Source organism: Streptantibioticus ferralitis (assembly GCF_029223525.1).
Taxonomy (GTDB): Bacteria; Actinomycetota; Actinomycetes; order Streptomycetales; family Streptomycetaceae; genus Streptantibioticus_A; species Streptantibioticus_A ferralitis.
Map to the genome: position 1 here is coordinate 1 of NZ_JARHTQ010000031.1, position 15,317 is coordinate 15,317.

The 15,317-nt window shown below is 67.8% G+C and carries 15 protein-coding genes and 1 pseudogene; 10 read left to right on the forward strand and 6 right to left on the reverse strand.

Features of this window, described 5'->3' with window-relative positions; translation table 11 throughout:
- Positions 1-130: 130 nt before the first annotated feature.
- Together P2L57_RS32080 and P2L57_RS32085 are read left to right on the forward strand one after the other, a co-directional pair.
- Positions 131-424: pseudogene (locus tag P2L57_RS32080) on the forward strand (transposase); the annotation flags it as partial.
- 222 nt (positions 425-646) lie between these two features.
- The gene (locus P2L57_RS32085; protein ID WP_275820558.1) at positions 647-1,135 is read left to right on the forward strand and encodes a GNAT family N-acetyltransferase; all 489 of its coding nucleotides are present in this window, start codon (positions 647-649) and stop codon (positions 1,133-1,135) included.
- 336 nt (positions 1,136-1,471) lie between these two features.
- On the opposite strand, the gene P2L57_RS32095 is transcribed toward P2L57_RS32085, so the two are convergent.
- The 3 genes from P2L57_RS32095 to P2L57_RS32105 form a co-directional block, all read right to left on the reverse strand.
- A complete protein-coding gene (locus P2L57_RS32095) occupies positions 1,472-1,867 on the reverse strand; it encodes a hypothetical protein (RefSeq protein WP_372516015.1) in 396 nt (131 codons plus the stop codon).
- A 30-nt stretch (positions 1,868-1,897) separates the two neighbouring features.
- Positions 1,898-3,118, reverse strand: a complete 1,221-nt coding sequence (locus P2L57_RS32100) for a metallophosphoesterase (RefSeq protein WP_275820560.1) — start codon at positions 3,116-3,118, stop codon at positions 1,898-1,900.
- A 708-nt stretch (positions 3,119-3,826) separates the two neighbouring features.
- The gene (locus P2L57_RS32105; protein WP_275820562.1) at positions 3,827-4,312 is read right to left on the reverse strand and encodes a MarR family winged helix-turn-helix transcriptional regulator; all 486 of its coding nucleotides are present in this window, start codon (positions 4,310-4,312) and stop codon (positions 3,827-3,829) included.
- Positions 4,313-4,411: 99 nt separating this feature from the next.
- On the opposite strand from P2L57_RS32105, the gene P2L57_RS32110 reads away from it, so the two are divergent.
- The 6 genes from P2L57_RS32110 to P2L57_RS32135 all read left to right on the forward strand — a co-directional run bounded on the left by P2L57_RS32110 (position 4,412) and on the right by P2L57_RS32135 (position 10,742).
- Positions 4,412-4,786, forward strand: a complete 375-nt coding sequence (locus P2L57_RS32110; protein ID WP_275820564.1) for a cupin domain-containing protein — start codon at positions 4,412-4,414, stop codon at positions 4,784-4,786.
- A gap of 166 nt (positions 4,787-4,952) precedes the next feature.
- On the forward strand, positions 4,953-6,230 hold the full coding sequence (locus tag P2L57_RS32115; protein WP_275820566.1) for an endonuclease/exonuclease/phosphatase family protein: 1,278 nt from the start codon (positions 4,953-4,955) through the stop codon (positions 6,228-6,230).
- Between the two features lie 1,617 nt (positions 6,231-7,847).
- Positions 7,848-8,171 (forward strand): hypothetical protein, encoded by a 324-nt coding sequence (locus P2L57_RS32120; protein ID WP_275820568.1) that lies wholly within the window; start codon positions 7,848-7,850, stop codon positions 8,169-8,171.
- 139 nt (positions 8,172-8,310) lie between these two features.
- Positions 8,311-8,673, forward strand: coding sequence for a hypothetical protein (locus P2L57_RS32125; RefSeq protein ID WP_275820570.1), 363 nt, complete (start codon positions 8,311-8,313; stop codon positions 8,671-8,673).
- 380 nt (positions 8,674-9,053) lie between these two features.
- Positions 9,054-9,155 carry a hypothetical protein gene (locus P2L57_RS32130; protein ID WP_275820572.1) on the forward strand — a complete coding sequence of 34 codons (102 nt, stop codon included), beginning with the start codon at positions 9,054-9,056 and terminating at the stop codon, positions 9,153-9,155.
- 492 nt (positions 9,156-9,647) lie between these two features.
- On the forward strand, positions 9,648-10,742 hold the full coding sequence (locus P2L57_RS32135; protein WP_303656930.1) for an IS110 family RNA-guided transposase: 1,095 nt from the start codon (positions 9,648-9,650) through the stop codon (positions 10,740-10,742).
- 693 nt (positions 10,743-11,435) lie between these two features.
- Here P2L57_RS32135 and P2L57_RS32140 read toward each other — a convergent pair.
- The gene (locus P2L57_RS32140) at positions 11,436-12,197 is read right to left on the reverse strand and encodes a LysR substrate-binding domain-containing protein (protein WP_275820576.1); all 762 of its coding nucleotides are present in this window, start codon (positions 12,195-12,197) and stop codon (positions 11,436-11,438) included.
- Between the two features lie 58 nt (positions 12,198-12,255).
- Here P2L57_RS32140 and P2L57_RS32145 point away from each other — a divergent pair, with 58 nt between their 5' ends.
- Together P2L57_RS32145 and P2L57_RS32150 are read left to right on the forward strand one after the other, a co-directional pair.
- A complete protein-coding gene (locus P2L57_RS32145) occupies positions 12,256-12,660 on the forward strand; it encodes a DUF5997 family protein (protein ID WP_275820578.1) in 405 nt (134 codons plus the stop codon).
- A gap of 332 nt (positions 12,661-12,992) precedes the next feature.
- Positions 12,993-13,649, forward strand: coding sequence for an alpha/beta fold hydrolase (locus tag P2L57_RS32150; RefSeq protein ID WP_275820580.1), 657 nt, complete (start codon positions 12,993-12,995; stop codon positions 13,647-13,649).
- 82 nt (positions 13,650-13,731) lie between these two features.
- On the opposite strand, the gene P2L57_RS32155 is transcribed toward P2L57_RS32150, so the two are convergent.
- Together P2L57_RS32155 and P2L57_RS32160 are read right to left on the reverse strand one after the other, a co-directional pair.
- Positions 13,732-14,913: a PP2C family protein-serine/threonine phosphatase gene (locus P2L57_RS32155; protein WP_275820582.1), complete on the reverse strand. Its 1,182-nt coding sequence runs from the start codon at positions 14,911-14,913 to the stop codon at positions 13,732-13,734.
- Positions 14,914-15,104: 191 nt separating this feature from the next.
- Positions 15,105-15,284 (reverse strand): putative immunity protein, encoded by a 180-nt coding sequence (locus tag P2L57_RS32160; protein WP_275820584.1) that lies wholly within the window; start codon positions 15,282-15,284, stop codon positions 15,105-15,107.
- Positions 15,285-15,317: the final 33 nt, after the last annotated feature.

Sequence of the window (15,317 nt, forward strand, 5' to 3'; positions counted from 1 at the left end):
TAGTCGGGTCGCACCTCGGCGACCATGCGGACCGCGCGATTACGCAGTTCAGCGGGATAACGGGAAGGACGTGCCATGACTCAATCCTCTCAGAGAATCGAGCCTCCATTCGACCCGGGGCGCTTCAATGGGGGACAACCCGGAACGGCTGGGCAGTGAGGCGTCCTTCGCGGCGCTGTGCGGGGTCAGCCCGGTCGAGCGCTCCTCGGGCAGTCGGCAGTACCGTCGCCTCAACCGCGGCGGCGACCGGCAGGCCAACGCCGCCCTGCACTGGATCGTGCAGACCCGGCTGCGCTTCGACCCGCGCACCCGTGACTACTATGAGCGCCGCCTCAAGGAGGGCAAGACCCGGCGCGAGATTGTCCGATGCCTCAAGCGCTATGTCGCCCGAGAGGTCTTCGACCTGGTCAGGCCCTCACCATAAGGGCACCCGTCATAGGGGCAGCGAGGCCCGTCAGAAGCCGTTCCGACGGGGACCTCCGCGCGGAGCCGTGAGACGCCGAAGCCACACCGGAGCGCTCCGGGGCGGCTTCGGCGTGAGATCGGTTGCGCTCGCACGAGTGGTTCCCGGGAGTGGTGCAGGAACGCCTGCCCGAGCAGCCGGCCCGCCGCAGGAAGGCATTCTGCGGTGCGAAATACTCTCCCGATGAGTTCACGCACTTCTCCGATCAGCCAGCCGATCACGATACGGAGGGCAGTCGCGCGGGATGCCAAACGGCTCACGCGGCTCGTGCGTGGCTCAGGCGCCTACGAGGGTAAGTACGCAGCCGCCGTGGCGGGCTTCCGGGTCGGTCCTGATTACATCGAGGCCCACCGCGCCTTCGTAGCCGTCGGCGCCGACGAGCATGGAGGCCGGGTCCTCGGGTTCTACTCGCTCGTCCTCGCTCCACCGGAGCTCGACCTGCTGTTCGTCGCTGACGAAGCGCAAGGACGTGGTACTGGACGGCTGCTCGTCGCGCACATGCAGTCCGAGGCCCGTGCCGCCGGGCTCGACCGTGTCAAGGTCGTGTCGCATGTTCCCGCCGAGGACTTCTACCACCGCGCCGGTGCAGTGCGGACCGGGACCGCGCTCGCGAACCCGCCCGCCGTGCCGTGGGACCGTCCCGAATTCGAGTTTCGCATTCCTTCGGAATGACGCGGTGTGCCGGTTCGCAGGGCGCCGGCTTCGCCTGCATGGTGGCCGGCATGCAGGAGCCGCTGGACGCCGCGCGCTCCGTGTGTGCCCTCGTCTCTGCCCTGGCGGGGGAATCGCCTGCGCCAGCGGCCTCTCCCGGCGACTCCCTTGCCTCCGGCACTCCCAGGGCCATCGAAATCGCGTACACCTCGGCTCGTTCCACACACGATCGAGGTCGGCCGCGTAAATACGTAGTTCACACAACCCTGATCTGTGAGACGAAGTGGCCACAGTCCACCGTCAGCGCTGTAGGGGGTGATGCCTTGCCAGTGCAGCCATCAGCGCAAGTGGAAGTAGTCACAGCCCTTGCCCCCGTGGAGCTTGGCCGACCGGCGTCGGTGCGGCCCGCGGTGGAGCGGATCGGCGGGAGGCTCCGGACAGGGGCATCAGAGCCTGACTGTCGTGGGTGTTGGCCAAGGCCGACTCGGCGTTCGGGTCGTCGTAGGCGTCGACGATGGCGATGGTCCTGCCGGAGCCGCTGGCGGAGGCGGCGGAGGTCAGGCCGTAGACCGACTGCAGGTCGCTGGGGCCGTAGCCGGTGGGGGAGTCCGCGGCGGCGTTCGGCCGGACGGTCTGGGGTGCGATGCCCCTCTTCGCCGCCTGCTCTTCCTGGAAGGCGGTGGTGCCGCTGGTGACGCGCAGGGCGTTGCAGGATGCGTAGTCCTTCTTCGGGGTGCCGGCGCACTGCAGCATCTCCAGGCGGAACCGCCAGCCCGCCCAGCGCTACGGCGTGGGGGGCCGCTGCGGGGAGCGTAGTACGAGCAGGGTGATCTCGCTCGGGGCGAAGACGCGGAAGGGTGGGCCCCAGAAGCCGGTGCCACGGCTGGTGTAGAGGAGGGTGCGGGTGCCGTGGCGGCTGAGGCCGGCGAGGGCGGGCTGGTCGATGCGGACCAGGTGGTGGAAGGGCCAGATCTGGCCGCCGTGGGTGTGGCCGGAGAGCTGGAGGTCGACGCCGTCGGCTGCCGCCCGGTCGACGAACTTGGGCTGGTGGGCCAGGAGCAGGACGGGGTAGTCGGGGTCGGCGCCGTGCAGGGCTCCGGCGAGGTGGGCGCCGTGGCCGGCGAGGCCGGAGGACTCGGCCGTGACGTCATCCACGCCGGCGACCACGAGGGTGTCGCCACCGCGTTCGAGCAGCAGATGGCGGTTGCGCAGCGGCTCCCAGCCCAGCTCGTCCATCAGGTCGACCCAGCCCTGGGCCTCACTGTAGTACTCGTGGTTGCCGGTGACGTAGACCCGGGCCCGGGTGGCCTGCACGGTGCCGAGTGGGGCGGCCTGGGCGCGGCGGCGTTCGGCCGTGCCGTCCGCGATGTCTCCGGTGTGGCAGACCAGGTCGGCCTTCAGCGTGTTGACCGTCTCGCAGACCCGCGCCGACCAGCGGGCGCGGTCGAGCGGGCCGTAGTGGGTGTCGGTGATGAGGACGACGCGGAGGCCGTCCAACCCGGCTCCCAGGCGTGGGAGTTGCACGTCCAGGAGGCGTACCCGTGGTACCCGGCGGGCCTCGGCGTACCCCCAGGTGAGGAGCATGGTGGCTGCGCCGAGGACCGCCCAGGTGACGATCCGGGCCCGGTCCTGGGCGTCGCCGACGCCGACGCCGGTCAGGGCGAGCCGCAGCGGGACGCCGAGCACGACGGACCAGGTGAACAGGGTCCAGATGGTGCCCAGCAGGGTGTCTCCGACGATCGCCGCCCAGTCCTGCTGGCGTCGGCCGTGGCCGCGCACCATCGCGAGCGGCATACCGATCAGGCCGAGGGCGAACAGGGCGGTGCCGGCGAGCGTGACAGGGAGCGGCCAGTGCTGGCCGGTGTGCAGCAGCAGCCAGCAGGGCACGGTCCACAGCAGGACGGGGGCGATCAGGGGGAGGTAGCGCATCAGGCGGTGCAGTCGGCTCTGTTGAGTCGCGTGCGCTGCACTGTCGGCGGATCGGGTTTCGCTGGTGTCGGTCACGCTTCCCCTCCTTGAGCAACCAGGCTGCCGTCGCGCGCACTGTATCCGGCCGTCCCGAGCCGGTCGGACGGACGGGGTGCTCATGGTGGGCAGCCTCATGTGGCGAGGTGGCCTCCGAGTTCGCCCCCGGCTCACGCGGTTGGTGACTCTGCTCCTGACCGGGGCCGCGGCGGCTTCGAACGGTGAGGCGTGGAAGCTCCGGAAGCAGTGGGGAGTACAGCCCATCGTCGTGGGCCGGGTGAGATCCACGTGCCGGTGCCTGTGATGCTCAGTATTTCTGGGTGGGGATGCTGTGACGGGCGGGAGGATGGGTGGGTGCTGTCCCGGGTCCGGGGGTCTGACTCATGACACGCCTGACCGAAGTGTCCTGGTCTCACGGTGTCTGCCGTTGGCCGGGGATGGTGCGACGTCGGTGCCGGGCCGCGGGGCGTGTCTCGATAGGGCCTGCCGATCAGTTGTGGCGTCCTCACGGTTCTGACCGCCCGCGCGGTCTGGTGCCGGCAACGTGACGCGCCATCGGACCGGAAGGGAGACGGGCACTTGTCGTCGACGCTCTGCGGGATACCGCGATCTGCTGAAGTAGGCCAGGAAGTGGGGAGCCGTGAGGCTGCCCGCGAGGTCTTCCACCTGGTCGGACAGTTACAGCCAGGACCCCGCTTATAGGGGCTGTCCGTGAGAACGTGAGACGAAGGACTCCCGCCGGTGCGCTCACCACACCGGGCGGAATGGGACCGGCTGATCGCCGTAGACGTAGTCGATGTAGGCGCGCAGGTCCTGGTCGAGTGCGGCGAGGCGGTCGGGGCCGATGACCTCGGCGAACCGCTGTTCCACTTCGGCCCACAGTTGGTCGGCCAGGTGCACGTACTCGTGGCCCCGCTTGGTGAGGGTGAGCGACTGGGCCCGCTTGTCGACGGGGTGGGGTCGGCGTTGCACGTAGCCCCAGTCCTGGAGCTCGGCGACGGCCTTGGAGGCGGCCTGCTTGGTGATGCCCAGATGGGCGGCGAGGTCCACGGTGGTGGCGTCCGGGTGGTCGGCGAGATAGCGGAAGGTGTAGCCGTGCGCGGGACGTAGTGGTTCGCGTCCGAGTTCGGCCAGGCGGCTGTGGAAGTGGTCGGTCATCGCCCGGTAGGCGATGGCCAGCAGCAGCGGCACCTGCCCCGGGCGGTGATCGGCGGGATCGGGGTTGGATGGCACGGCGTCTCCTTCGATTGGTCAACTGCATTGACTTGTCCGCCGGGTGCGGCATACCGTGAAGTGGTCAAGCGGGTTGACTATACCTTCTGGAGGAGCGCCATGTCCCTGTCCACCCTCGCCGGTGCGCCGGTCTTCGACCGCGACGGCTTCACCTTCCGTCCGCTTGCCGTGCCCTCCCGGGGCAGCACCGAACTGGCCGTCTGGTCGCCGGAGTTGGCGCCGGGCGCACGGTGCGAACCACACCAGATGGACCGCGAAGAGGTCTTCGTCGTCCTGCACGGGGAGGTGTCGGCCAGCGTCGCGGGCGAGGAGGTGCTCGCCGGACCGGGCGACGCCGTCATCGTCCCCGCCCAAGCCGTCTTGCGGCTCAGCAACGCCTCCGCGCAGGTCCCGGCGGCGGTCACGGCGGTGACCTCGGCCGGCATGAAGGCGACCGTCGGTGGCGCCACCTTCCCGCCGCCCTGGTCCCAGTGAGCCAAGCGTCTCCGCTAGTTAAGATCATCTGCTGCGTTGCTTCAGGAGCGATGTACCCCGCAACGCGGACCTCGTCCCAAGTGTTCGGCCGTCTCCGCAGTTCCCATCCGCGCCGCGGGCGGCCCTGTGTGCCCGATGCCATAGCTCGTCGTGGAGTTGATGTGACGTGAGACGTCTTTTCCTATCCGGAGGCAAGGCCCGCTGGCGGTCGGCGACCGCTCGCCTGACCGTCACCGGACTGTCCTTGCTGTCCTTGCTCGTCGTCCTGCCCCAGCAAAGCGCCTCAGCACTGCCGCTGGAGCAGCACCGGCCCGCCACCTACAACCTGCAAGGCAACGGCGGCGGTTCCAAGTGGAACACCAGCATCCGCCAGCTCATGGCCGGCGATGGCTCCCCGCAGTCCCTTTACAACAACGACTTGTTGGCGTTGCAGGAGAGCGGCAGCCCGCCCGCGGGCGCCGTGCCCACCGACCGCAGGGTGCAGGCGACGGACGGTGGGATCACGTTCACAGTCACCGAGTACGAGTGGAACGTCGGCACGAGCAGCAGGCCGGTGACTTACTACATCTACTTCCTGCCCCAGCCGGGTGCCGGGAACGACCGCACGAGCATGGCCATCGTCACCCACGGCCGAGCCGACGAGATGAACGTCATCCCCAACCGCGGCACGGGCACCCGCGGAAGCGTGGGCGTGCGGTACAACAACACCTGGTTCTACGACATCCACGCCGCCTCGGCAGGTCCCTCCCGCGCGCGCCGGGATGCCCTCGACCTGATCACCCAGATTCAGCACAGCGTCGCCCAGACGCCGTTCGACTGGGTGGCCCTAGGCGACTTCAACGTCGACCTGTTCAGCAACGTCTTCAGCGAGCAGAGGGGCATGTACACCTACGCCCCGACCGAAGTGACGCAGCAAAGCGGCGGGCAGCTCGACTTCATGGTGACCAACCGCCACATCGACGGCTATGGAGCACACCGCATCAACGGCATGGACTCGGACCACTTCCCCGTTGCCTTCCGCCCGAACATGGTGGCCAGCGCACCGCAGGGGGCTGGCTGGAACCTGAACACCTCCACCGGACAGAGCGTCGACGTGTGGCAAGCGAACCCAGGCCAGCAAGCCGGCCTGAACCGGACCTACGCCCCGGGAACCAACCCGCACCAGGAGTTCCGCTACGACGAGGTGCCAGGGAACCCGGAGTACGGAACGCTGCGCAACTCCTACAACGGCATGTGCCTCGCGGTAGCCAACAGCACCTCCGGCGCCCCTGTGGTCAGCGAGCCGTGCGACCCGACCAACCCCGAAGAGTGGTTCACGCGGTGGGCATCGTCGCCCAACGAGTGGATCACCGACTTCGACCGAACCATCTCCTACGACGCGAACGGGCTGATTGCCCTCAGCGGCAGCTACCTCGCGCTGGCCCCGACAGCCCACGCCGAGTGACCACAACTGCCCTTATCTCGTGAGGGCGCACTTTTAACCACACATAGAGCGCCCTCGGCCCAGAAGACCACCGGGACCGAGGGCGCTCCGCTGACAACGCCGGAAAAACCACGCTGCGTTCTTTGAGGGCCCTTTTGGGCGTCCCGGCCTAGCCTTCCCGTGGCATCCGGAGCCGGGGCAGGGGCGGGACGCAGGGGCCGGGCCCTTCCGCCCGGAGTCCGCAGCCCCCGTGACGTGCACAGCGAGCAATGAGCGGTCGCCGCCACCGCGCAGCATAGCCAGGACGGACCAGACCAACTGAGACGGCGAGTGAATCGGACCAGATCATGTGAGACCGGGAACAGATCACCAGAGATGGGGCAGCCGGTTCGGGCAGCAGTTGGCGATCTTGAAGTTCGTGGATGTTCACGAGAAATACGGACAGCAGATGTTCACCACTTCGGGAGGCACTGTGGTCGGTGTCTGTTCGATGTTCACGAGAATGGGCAGCACAGCTGTGCCATGCAGGAACTCGGCATAACGCTCCCCCTATGAAGCGACGAGACGCGATTCTGGTCAACAGACGAACGTTGCTGGGCTGGGCAGGTCGGGGCGGCTGCCACGGCTTGTCCAAGGTCCCGTGCTGTCCGCGCCGTATTTTTGCTCCGGGGCGGGCGCTGGCCCCGGCCACGCGCCGCGGTCGGTGCCACCGACCTGTGGTGATGCATCGAGTGATGTAACGCGCCGCGGGGGTCCGGCGCAGAGAAGGGTGGGTCGGTGGTCACTGGCCCTGCGGACGCGAGGCGGGTCCCCCCCCGTGCCAGCCTCTCGCTCCACGCCTGACGCGGGCGGAACATCCCCCGATGCCGCCCGCGTCACAAGACCCTCGTGACGACCCTCGCCAGGTGGCTACCGGTCCGCAGACAAACGAGCCGCAGGGTGCCAACAAACCGCGCTTCTACGCTGCCACGCGCGGCCTCTTGGGAAGAACCGGTGCTGCGTTGCCCAACGTTGTCCGCCACGCCCTCGGCCCGCTTACCTCGTGCCTCGCCCTGACGTCCGCCGGCGTCCAGATCATCGTCCGCGACACCAGCCCCACCCTTCCCCAGCCTCGCCCCCCGACCTCACCACCGGCACGGGCGGCTTCGGCTGGCCCCTCCTGCAATGCCTCAAACACCAGTTGCGCACCCCCAGCCGGACGGCAAGGAAGTCCACGCCCTCATGCCGTGATGACGGCCACCCCCGGACAGTGTGGGAGGAGGTTGTGCCCCACGGCTGCACGGGGAGGTGGCTTTGGTGTTCTCATGGCTGGTCGGTGCTGCGCGGTGTAGCGTCGTGGGCAGTAGTCGTGGTTCCGAAGTCTCGTTCGCCCGTGATCGCCATCGCGGGCGTTCTTGCTGTTCAGCTTCTCCGGACCAGGGCGATCACCTCCGGAGCCCGTCGTCCGATGCCTCAAACGCTACGCTGCCCGGGAGGTCTTTCACCTGATCAGGCCCGCACAGTCATGCCCCCCGTCATAGGGGCAGCAAGGGCATCGATGTCGCGCGGGGCGCCCTTGTGGACAGGCTGCGAGAATATTTCCGCAGGTATTCGTTGGGATTGGATCCCGCCAAGGGAAACAAATTCAACGTAGGCGAGATGCAGACCGCTTTGCGGGTCGAAACGGAGCGCGGCGTTCAGCTCACCCGAGACAGCAGTGGCGACCTGGAATGGTACGACCAAAAGGGGCAAGGCTACGATGCGGTCGGCAACTCGCCGTCCCAGTACTTGGATGTCACCAAGTTCATGGCCTCGATCAGGGCGCACATCCTCAAGACCGACAACAAGGGCAGGCTGGTTTCCTTCATTCCCGTCGATGTCAACACCTACACCGTGCAGCAGATCAACGACATCAAGGCGGCCATAGCCAACCTGTCAGCGGCTGATCAGGCAAGAATCTTCTTGGTCGGCGACCACAGCTGAGACCGGCTCACCTACAGTGTGGCCGTGGGCGGCTTCGTGCAAGCTGCCGCCCACGGCCACGACCATGCGGGATGCCGTGCAGCGCTAGCTGTTGCACGGAGAACACGGGAAACTCAACACAGGTGGGACGGTGCCCGGCGTGACGAAGATCATTAGCCTTGCAGATGATGACGCGACCCCTGAGATGAACTGGTTTGCCACGAGCTGGCTGTTCGAACGGATCGCCGATTTTGTTCTCGAGCGCGTTGACGACGAGCGGATCCGAGAGGACTTGAAGAGAGATGTGCTATCCGGATACTTGTTCATCCGAGGCATTCCCGAGCCGTTCCAGGAGAGGGTACTGAAGGCACTGCGTGACGACTTGCCGAAGTTCGTGGACGATGTAATCTACCCGCCGTCGGTGACTGTGAACATGGATAACCCTCAAGAATTCATCGATCGCGCGAAGTCGCTGTCTTCGATGGCTGCGAGAAGGCTGGACAGTCGCGGCTCGCAGCCTTGAACCGGTGGATCCTGTACGGTTCGCCTCCCGCTTCACCCGCACTGAACCCGCACCGCTCACCGCTGACGTCTTCCAGACGGTGTCATGGATATGGAAGAACGGACCTGCCGTCGGACAACGTCCCCGACGAGACGCGTTCCCGAGATGCGTCTACCCGGCGGGACGGGGGAGGTTTGGCGAACGTCCCGACCCTTGACGTCGTTGGGGAGTCGTGAGATGTCGGACCGTGGGCGGGTGAGCGAGACGACGGCCAAAACCCTGCAATACCGCTGTGACGGGCCAGAAGACGCCCCGGTCCTGATATTGGGCCCGGCCCTCGGTACCACGCGGCACAACTCGGCGCGCTCACAAGGGAAGAAGCCGATCGCCATGAAAGCCTGGTGGAAGGCGAGTTCGGCCACAATGTGAGGCTGGAACAGGAACGCGTGCGCTACCACCGGCTCGAGGAAGCCCTGAACGACCTGCACCACGATCCACAGTGATCAACTGCCGCACCCACGGACGGGACTGTCTGATCGGTGGGTCTTCCAAGGCAGCAGGCCGCTGACCGCAGGAGCGCGCTGATCCTCGTCCGGTGGTCGGGACCAAGGCCCCGCCATTCGCTGGCCGTCGGTGAATCCTGAGGGCTGAACGTGATGTCGACCTTCGCGATCCGTTGTGGTCGGCCAGAGTCAGATTCAGAGCGTTCCATGAGCTGGGATTGAGAATGTTCTGCGGGCCTGGGTGGGTGCCTCTGAGCGTGGGGAGGATCGGTGGGTGCTGACCCGGGCCGGGGTCTGACTCACGAGAACTCTGACCGCGGTGTCCTACTCACGCTGTGTCGACCGCTGACCGGGGATGGTGCGTTGCTGGCACCGGGTCGGCCGGGTGTGTCCCGATAGGGGCCTGCCGACTAGGCGTCGTCACAGTTCTGACCGCCCGCGCGGTCCGGTGCCGGCTACGCGATGCGCCATCGGGTCGGAAGGTGAACGAACATGACCGCTACGTCCTTAACCCCGCGTACTCGCCGACGCCGGCCCACGGGGGAGGTGGTCCTCGGAGTGGACACGCACCGGGACGCTCATGTGGCTGCCGTGCTCTCCCCGGTGGGGGCGCTGATCGGCACCGAAGAGTTCCCGGCCACCGCGGTCGGATACCGCGAACTGCTGAAGTGGACCAGGGTGCTGGGCACGGTGCGGCGGGCCGGAGCGGAGGGGACCGGCTCCTTCGGGGCGGCCCTGTCCCGATACCTGCTGACCCAGGGCGTCGAAGTGCTCGACGTAAACCGGCCCGACCGGACCGACCGCCGCCAGCGCGGCAAGTCGGACCCGCTCGATGCCCAGAACGCAGCCCGGGCGGTGCTGAGCGGGCGGGCGCGCGCCCAGGCCAAGTCGGGCGATGGACCGGTGCAGATCGCCCGGATGTACAAACTCGCCAAGGGCTCGGCAGTCAAGGCCCGCACCCAGGCGATCAACCAGCTCAAGGCTGTCCTCGTGAGTGCCGACCCGAACCTGCGGGAAGAACTGGCCAGGCTGAACAATTCAGAACTCTTCCGAACCTGCGCACGGCTCGCCGACGACAGCAGGAACGACGAGGGCGACGAAGAGGAGGTACTGCAGGCTACTCGCATCACCCTGTGTCTGCTGGCCGGGCGAATCGGGCAGCTCAGCGAGCAGATCCAGGACTTGGAAGGCCGCCTGGCCCGGCTCGTGGAACGCCACGCTCCACAGTTGCTCACTGTGGTGGGCATCGGTCCGGACACGGCCGCCATATTGCTGATCACGATGGGGGACAACCCGGACCGCCTGGGCAGTGAGGCATCCTTCGCCGCGCTGTGCGGGGTCAGCCCCATCGAGCGTTCCTCGGGCAGCCGACAGTACCGTCGCCTCAACCGCGGCGGCGACCGGCACGCCGCCCTCCACCGGATCGTGCAGACCCGCCTGCGCTTCGACCCACGCACCCAGGACTACTACGAGCGCCGCATCAAAGAGGGAAAGACCCGGCGCGAAATCGTCCGTTGCCTCAAACGCTACGCCGCCCGGGAGGTCTTCCACCTGGTCAGACGCACACAGTCATGCCCCCCGTCATAGGGGCAGCTGTGAGATGTGGGAGCGTGACCGGGTGAGCACGACGGCGACGAAACACCTGCAATACCGCTGTGACGGGCCAGAAGACGCCCCGGTCCTGATCCTGGGTCCCTCACTGGGTACCACATGGCACAAGTGGGACCGCCACCAGCCCGCGGGCCGATGACTCTAGTAGGCGGTCGACCGGCGCATGCCGGAATTCCATATTGCGCATTTTATCCCGTGCCTTACTTCCCCTGAGGCGCTCGGGGGGCGTGCGGTGGGGCCGCTCCGCCTTTCCACGGCGGAGCCGTCGCTCCGACCGCTGCTGGCAAGGCTCGCGGCTCTGCCGCCCCTGACCGGCCCGGGCCCGATAGCCCAAGATCGCCATCTCGTGGGGGTGCGCCGGTGCTCGGGAGGGAAGCCTTCGAGCATGATCTGTGCAGGGAAGACCGGGTCGGACACGGTTCCGGTCTCGTGAGCCCGGTGTCCGCCCGCGGTGAAGCGGAGGCGGTCTGTGAAGGCGGCGCCTTCGACAGGCCTGCTGACAACACATCAATCGCCTTGCGGCTCTGCCCTTTTGACGACCGCCACGCTGGGGATTCAGTTCCCTGGCCAGTCATACACCTGCGTCAGCGCCGTCGCAGGAGCAACGCAGCCGGAGCCGGAGCCGCAGCCGGAGCCGCAGCCGGAGCCGACGGATGCGTGCCGCCTGGGCTACGACCGGCGGCGAGGTTTGCCGTGCTTGCCGCCCTTGGGGGCGCCGGAACGGCTGCGTGGGTTCTTGCCGGTCGACTTACCGGCTGCGGGCTTGCGCTGTGCGCCGGCCTTGTCGGGGCGCTTGCCCTTCGGCTCCGCCGGGGTCTGGGGGCGACCCCGTGTGCTGTTGACGGTCCGCCCGCGGACGATCCCGATGAACTGCTCCACCAGGTCGGTGGTTTCGTCCTCCGGCCACGACAGCGCGACGCTCGACGTGGGGGCGTCCGTGACCGGCCGGTACGTGAGGTCCCTGCGATGGTGCAGGCGGGCGAGTGACTGCGGGACGACGAGGAGTCCCACCCCAGCTGCCACCAGTTCGACGGCGTCGGCCGTCGTGGCGGGGCGCTCGATCGCGGGCCGCCCGGGCGGATGCTCCCAGTCGAGGGTGTCGTCGAGGGGGTGCAGCACGATGTCGTCGGTGAGATCCTCCGCGGACACCTCGTCGACCGCCGCCACGACGTGGTCCTTCGGGACCACGACCACCGTCGTCTCGGTGTAGAGGGGGATCGCGCTGAGGGTCGTCCGGTCGACCGGCAGTCGTACGAAACCAGCATCGGCGCCGCCGTCCCGCAGCACATCACAGGCCTCCGCGGCGGGCACCTGGATGAGGGTCAGTGGGACTTCGGGCAGCCGCTCGTTCCAGATTCGCACCCACTTCGTGGGCGTCACTCCCGGGACGTACGCGAGCCGGAACGAAGGGGTTACATCCGAGCCTGTCACTCCGCCAGGTTACCGGTCGTGGTCAAAGGCAGCGCACACGCTCGATATCCTTGACATCATGACGTCGCACAAGACCACCCAGACGATGAAGCCCGCAACCGCGGCGAAGAAGCTGGGTGTGTACCTCGAAGCCACCCCCGCCGAGTTCCGTGAGGGTGTCGTCTCGCGCACCGAGCTGGACGCGCTGCAGGCCGATCCGCCGGAGTGGCTGCGGGAACTGCGACGTAACGGACCGCATCCCCGGCCGGTGGTCGCGGCGAAGCTGGGCATCTCCATCTCGGGTCTCGCCCGTGGCGGAGTCACGGACGCCCTCACCACGGAGCAGATCGACGCGCTGAAGAGGGAGCGTCCCGAGTGGCTGGAGCGGGAGCGCGCCACCCAGGCCGAGGTCCGCAAGGAAGCGGTGCGCATCAAGGAGAAGAACGCGGAGCGAGGCGACCAACCCGGGGGACCGCGTTCCTGATCTCCATTCCCCGACGATGCCGCGTGTGCTCGACAGTGGCATCCTGAACCCGCCTTGTCCCGTCCGTCACCGTCGTCGTCCGGGATGCCATCAGATCTTTGGCGCACCATGTGTGACTGATGTGGCCTGGTGATCTCGGCAAGTCCCAGGGCACGGAAGCTGTTTCGGGGTGGACCGGACACCGACGGGGTGCTGCGGGCTGACTTGTGCCATGGAACTCATGGTGTCGGTCAAAGACGGTGAGTTATGGGCGGACGACTCCGGAGGGGACGGGCTGCCGCTCGTCCTGCTGCACCCCGGGGGTCGGTGACTCCAGCATCTGGGAGAAGATCATGCCGCCCCTTGTGGAGCGGCACCGGGTGATCCGCTACGACGTGCGCGGCTACGGGCGATCACCACAGCCCACCGCGCGGTATTCGCTGGTCGAGGACCTGGTCGCGGTCCTCGACCACTTCGAGCTGAGCCGGGTGGTTCTGGTCGGCTCCAGCATGGGCGGCGCAACGGCGGTGAGTCTCGCGCTCAGCGACCCCGCGAGGGTCGCGGCGCTCGCCCTGTTCTGCCCGGGCGCCACCGGCAATCCCCGTCTTGCCTCAGCGACCTTCATGGCCGAGGCCGAGGTGCCGGCCAAGGCGGGAGACATGGACGGTCTGGTGGCCTTGAGCCTGCACACCTTCGCGGCAGCCGGAGTCGACGACGATGCGGAAGCCGCCGCCCAGTTGCGGTCGGCGATCCCGGCGTGGTTCACCAACTATCCGTACCAGGTGCCGGACGCCCCAGCCTTCGACCGGCTCGGCGAGCTGGTCGCGCCGTGCGTGCTGGCGTTGGGGGAGCGGGACCAAGCCGAGGTGGTCCGGTGCAATGAGGAGATGGCCGCGCGCATTCCCGGCTGCAGCCTGGTGAGGATGCGGCAGTGCGACCACCTGCCGTCGTTGCGTGAGCCGGAGACGGTCGCCCGGCTGGTACTGGAGCTGAGCGACGACCTGCGTTAGGACGCTCTTACTGTCTGGTCGGTCTTACTGCCTGGTCAGTCGAACGCACGCTGATCGCCGGCGCTTCAAGCGGGGGGAGTGGTCAATGCGGCCTCTCACTCAACGAGGCTGCCGCTGCGCCGACTTGTTCGCTGATCTCTTGGTCGAGCCGGTCAACGAGGAGCATCGCCACATCGTCCGCGAGGCGACCCTCGGTGTGGCGGACCAGGTCCCGGTGCAGTTGCTCCAGGAACTCCGGCGGGGTGCGAGCGTGCGCCGCTTCCATGGCCTCGGTCAGGGCGAAGAAGTCATTGGCACTGTTGCGGGCCTCGATCACGCCGTCGGTGTGGAGCAGCAGACGGTCGCCGGGCACGAACGGATAGCTGTCCGGTTTGGCCGGGGGACCCGTGATGAAGTCCTCCAGGCCGAGGGGCGGCAGGGCGGAGGTGGGCACCAGGGCCTGCGCCTTGCCCTGGTGCAGCACCAGTGGCGGCGGGTGGCCGCGGTTGACCAGTTGGACCACGGGTTCGTCCGTCACCTGAGCCACGAGCGCGGTGACGAAACCCTCCACCTGGGCCTCCGGATCGAATGCACCAGGTATGGCGCACTCCCGTCGCAGCGCGGCCGCGCAGTGGTTCATCACCTCCGCCAGATCCTCTTCGTAGTGCACCGACTCACGGAAGGCGCCCAGCACAGCGGCTGCCGCGCGTACAGCAGGCAGTCCCTTGCCCCGGACGTCCCCCACGATCATCCGGACCCCGTACGGGGTCTGCACGGCCTCGTACAGATCACCGCCGATCTGCGCCCCCGCCTCAGCCGCGAGATACATGCTGGCCGCCCGCAAAGGGCCCAGCCGGGCGGGTACCGGCCGCAGCAGCACCCGTTGTGCCGCCACGGCGATCCGGTGGATCTGGTCGAGCTCGCTCTGCCTGCGAGTACGCACCGCACTACTCGTCGTAACGCTGGCTATGGACACCAGGAGCAGAGCCAGCAGATTGCTGTACACCTGCTGCGTGCCCCACGCCTGGTTGTAGGTGGCGGTGGTGATGCTGACGGCCAGCGCGACAGCCGCCGCCGAGATGGTGCCCTTCGGGCCCATCGTCACTGCGGCCAACGCGGGCGTCGCGGTGAGGAGGGGACCGGTGTACAGAAAGTGCGCAGGCGAGAGCTCGATTCCTACCACGAGCAGTGCGATCGTGAACGGTACGCACTGCGCGAGTGCGAAGAGGATCCGGCTATGACCGCCCACCCCCATTTGCGGAGATGAGCGGGAGAGAGACCGCATGGGTACAGCCTGACTCGTTGAAGCTCAGCGATCCACTTGTCGCTTTATGGCCTCGCGGGCGTTCGGTGATCCGTGGTCGCCTGGGCGCAGGTGATCGCGGCGCTTGCTGTCCCTGCTCACCCTGGCGCGGCGACGCCGACCAGGCCTGGGCTCGGCGACCTGTCGGCGGTGGCTGCGGCCCGGTCCGCGGGTCACCGGGCGGCCATGGCACCCACGCGCCGGACACCCTTGATGGCATTGCGAGCGCGCGTGTCGGTAGGGGCCTGCGCCTCGGACAGCAGCAAGGTCCGCTCGACGCGGTCCGCGGCCCAGACGTCCACGACTCGGCTGTCCTCCTCGCTCAGCGTCAAGGGACCTGGCTCGCGGTTCATGGCGACGTATTCTCCCATCGCGCGAGCGGCCCC

Bases quoted from the DNA above. Each gene is read 5' to 3' on its own strand.
- P2L57_RS32085 (WP_275820558.1), top strand. From the start codon at position 647: ATGAGTTCACGCACTTCTCCGATCAGCCAGCCGATCACGATACGGAGG.
- P2L57_RS32095 (WP_372516015.1), bottom strand. From the start codon at position 1,867: ATGCTGCAGTGCGCCGGCACCCCGAAGAAGGACTACGCATCCTGCAAC.
- P2L57_RS32110 (WP_275820564.1), top strand. From the start codon at position 4,412: ATGTCCCTGTCCACCCTCGCCGGTGCGCCGGTCTTCGACCGCGACGGC.
- P2L57_RS32120 (WP_275820568.1), top strand. From the start codon at position 7,848: ATGCAGACCGCTTTGCGGGTCGAAACGGAGCGCGGCGTTCAGCTCACC.
- P2L57_RS32135 (WP_303656930.1), top strand. From the start codon at position 9,648: ATGACCGCTACGTCCTTAACCCCGCGTACTCGCCGACGCCGGCCCACG.
- P2L57_RS32145 (WP_275820578.1), top strand. From the start codon at position 12,256: ATGACGTCGCACAAGACCACCCAGACGATGAAGCCCGCAACCGCGGCG.
- P2L57_RS32150 (WP_275820580.1), top strand. From the start codon at position 12,993: ATGCCGCCCCTTGTGGAGCGGCACCGGGTGATCCGCTACGACGTGCGC.
- P2L57_RS32155 (WP_275820582.1), bottom strand. From the start codon at position 14,913: ATGCGGTCTCTCTCCCGCTCATCTCCGCAAATGGGGGTGGGCGGTCAT.
- P2L57_RS32160 (WP_275820584.1), bottom strand. From the start codon at position 15,284: ATGAACCGCGAGCCAGGTCCCTTGACGCTGAGCGAGGAGGACAGCCGA.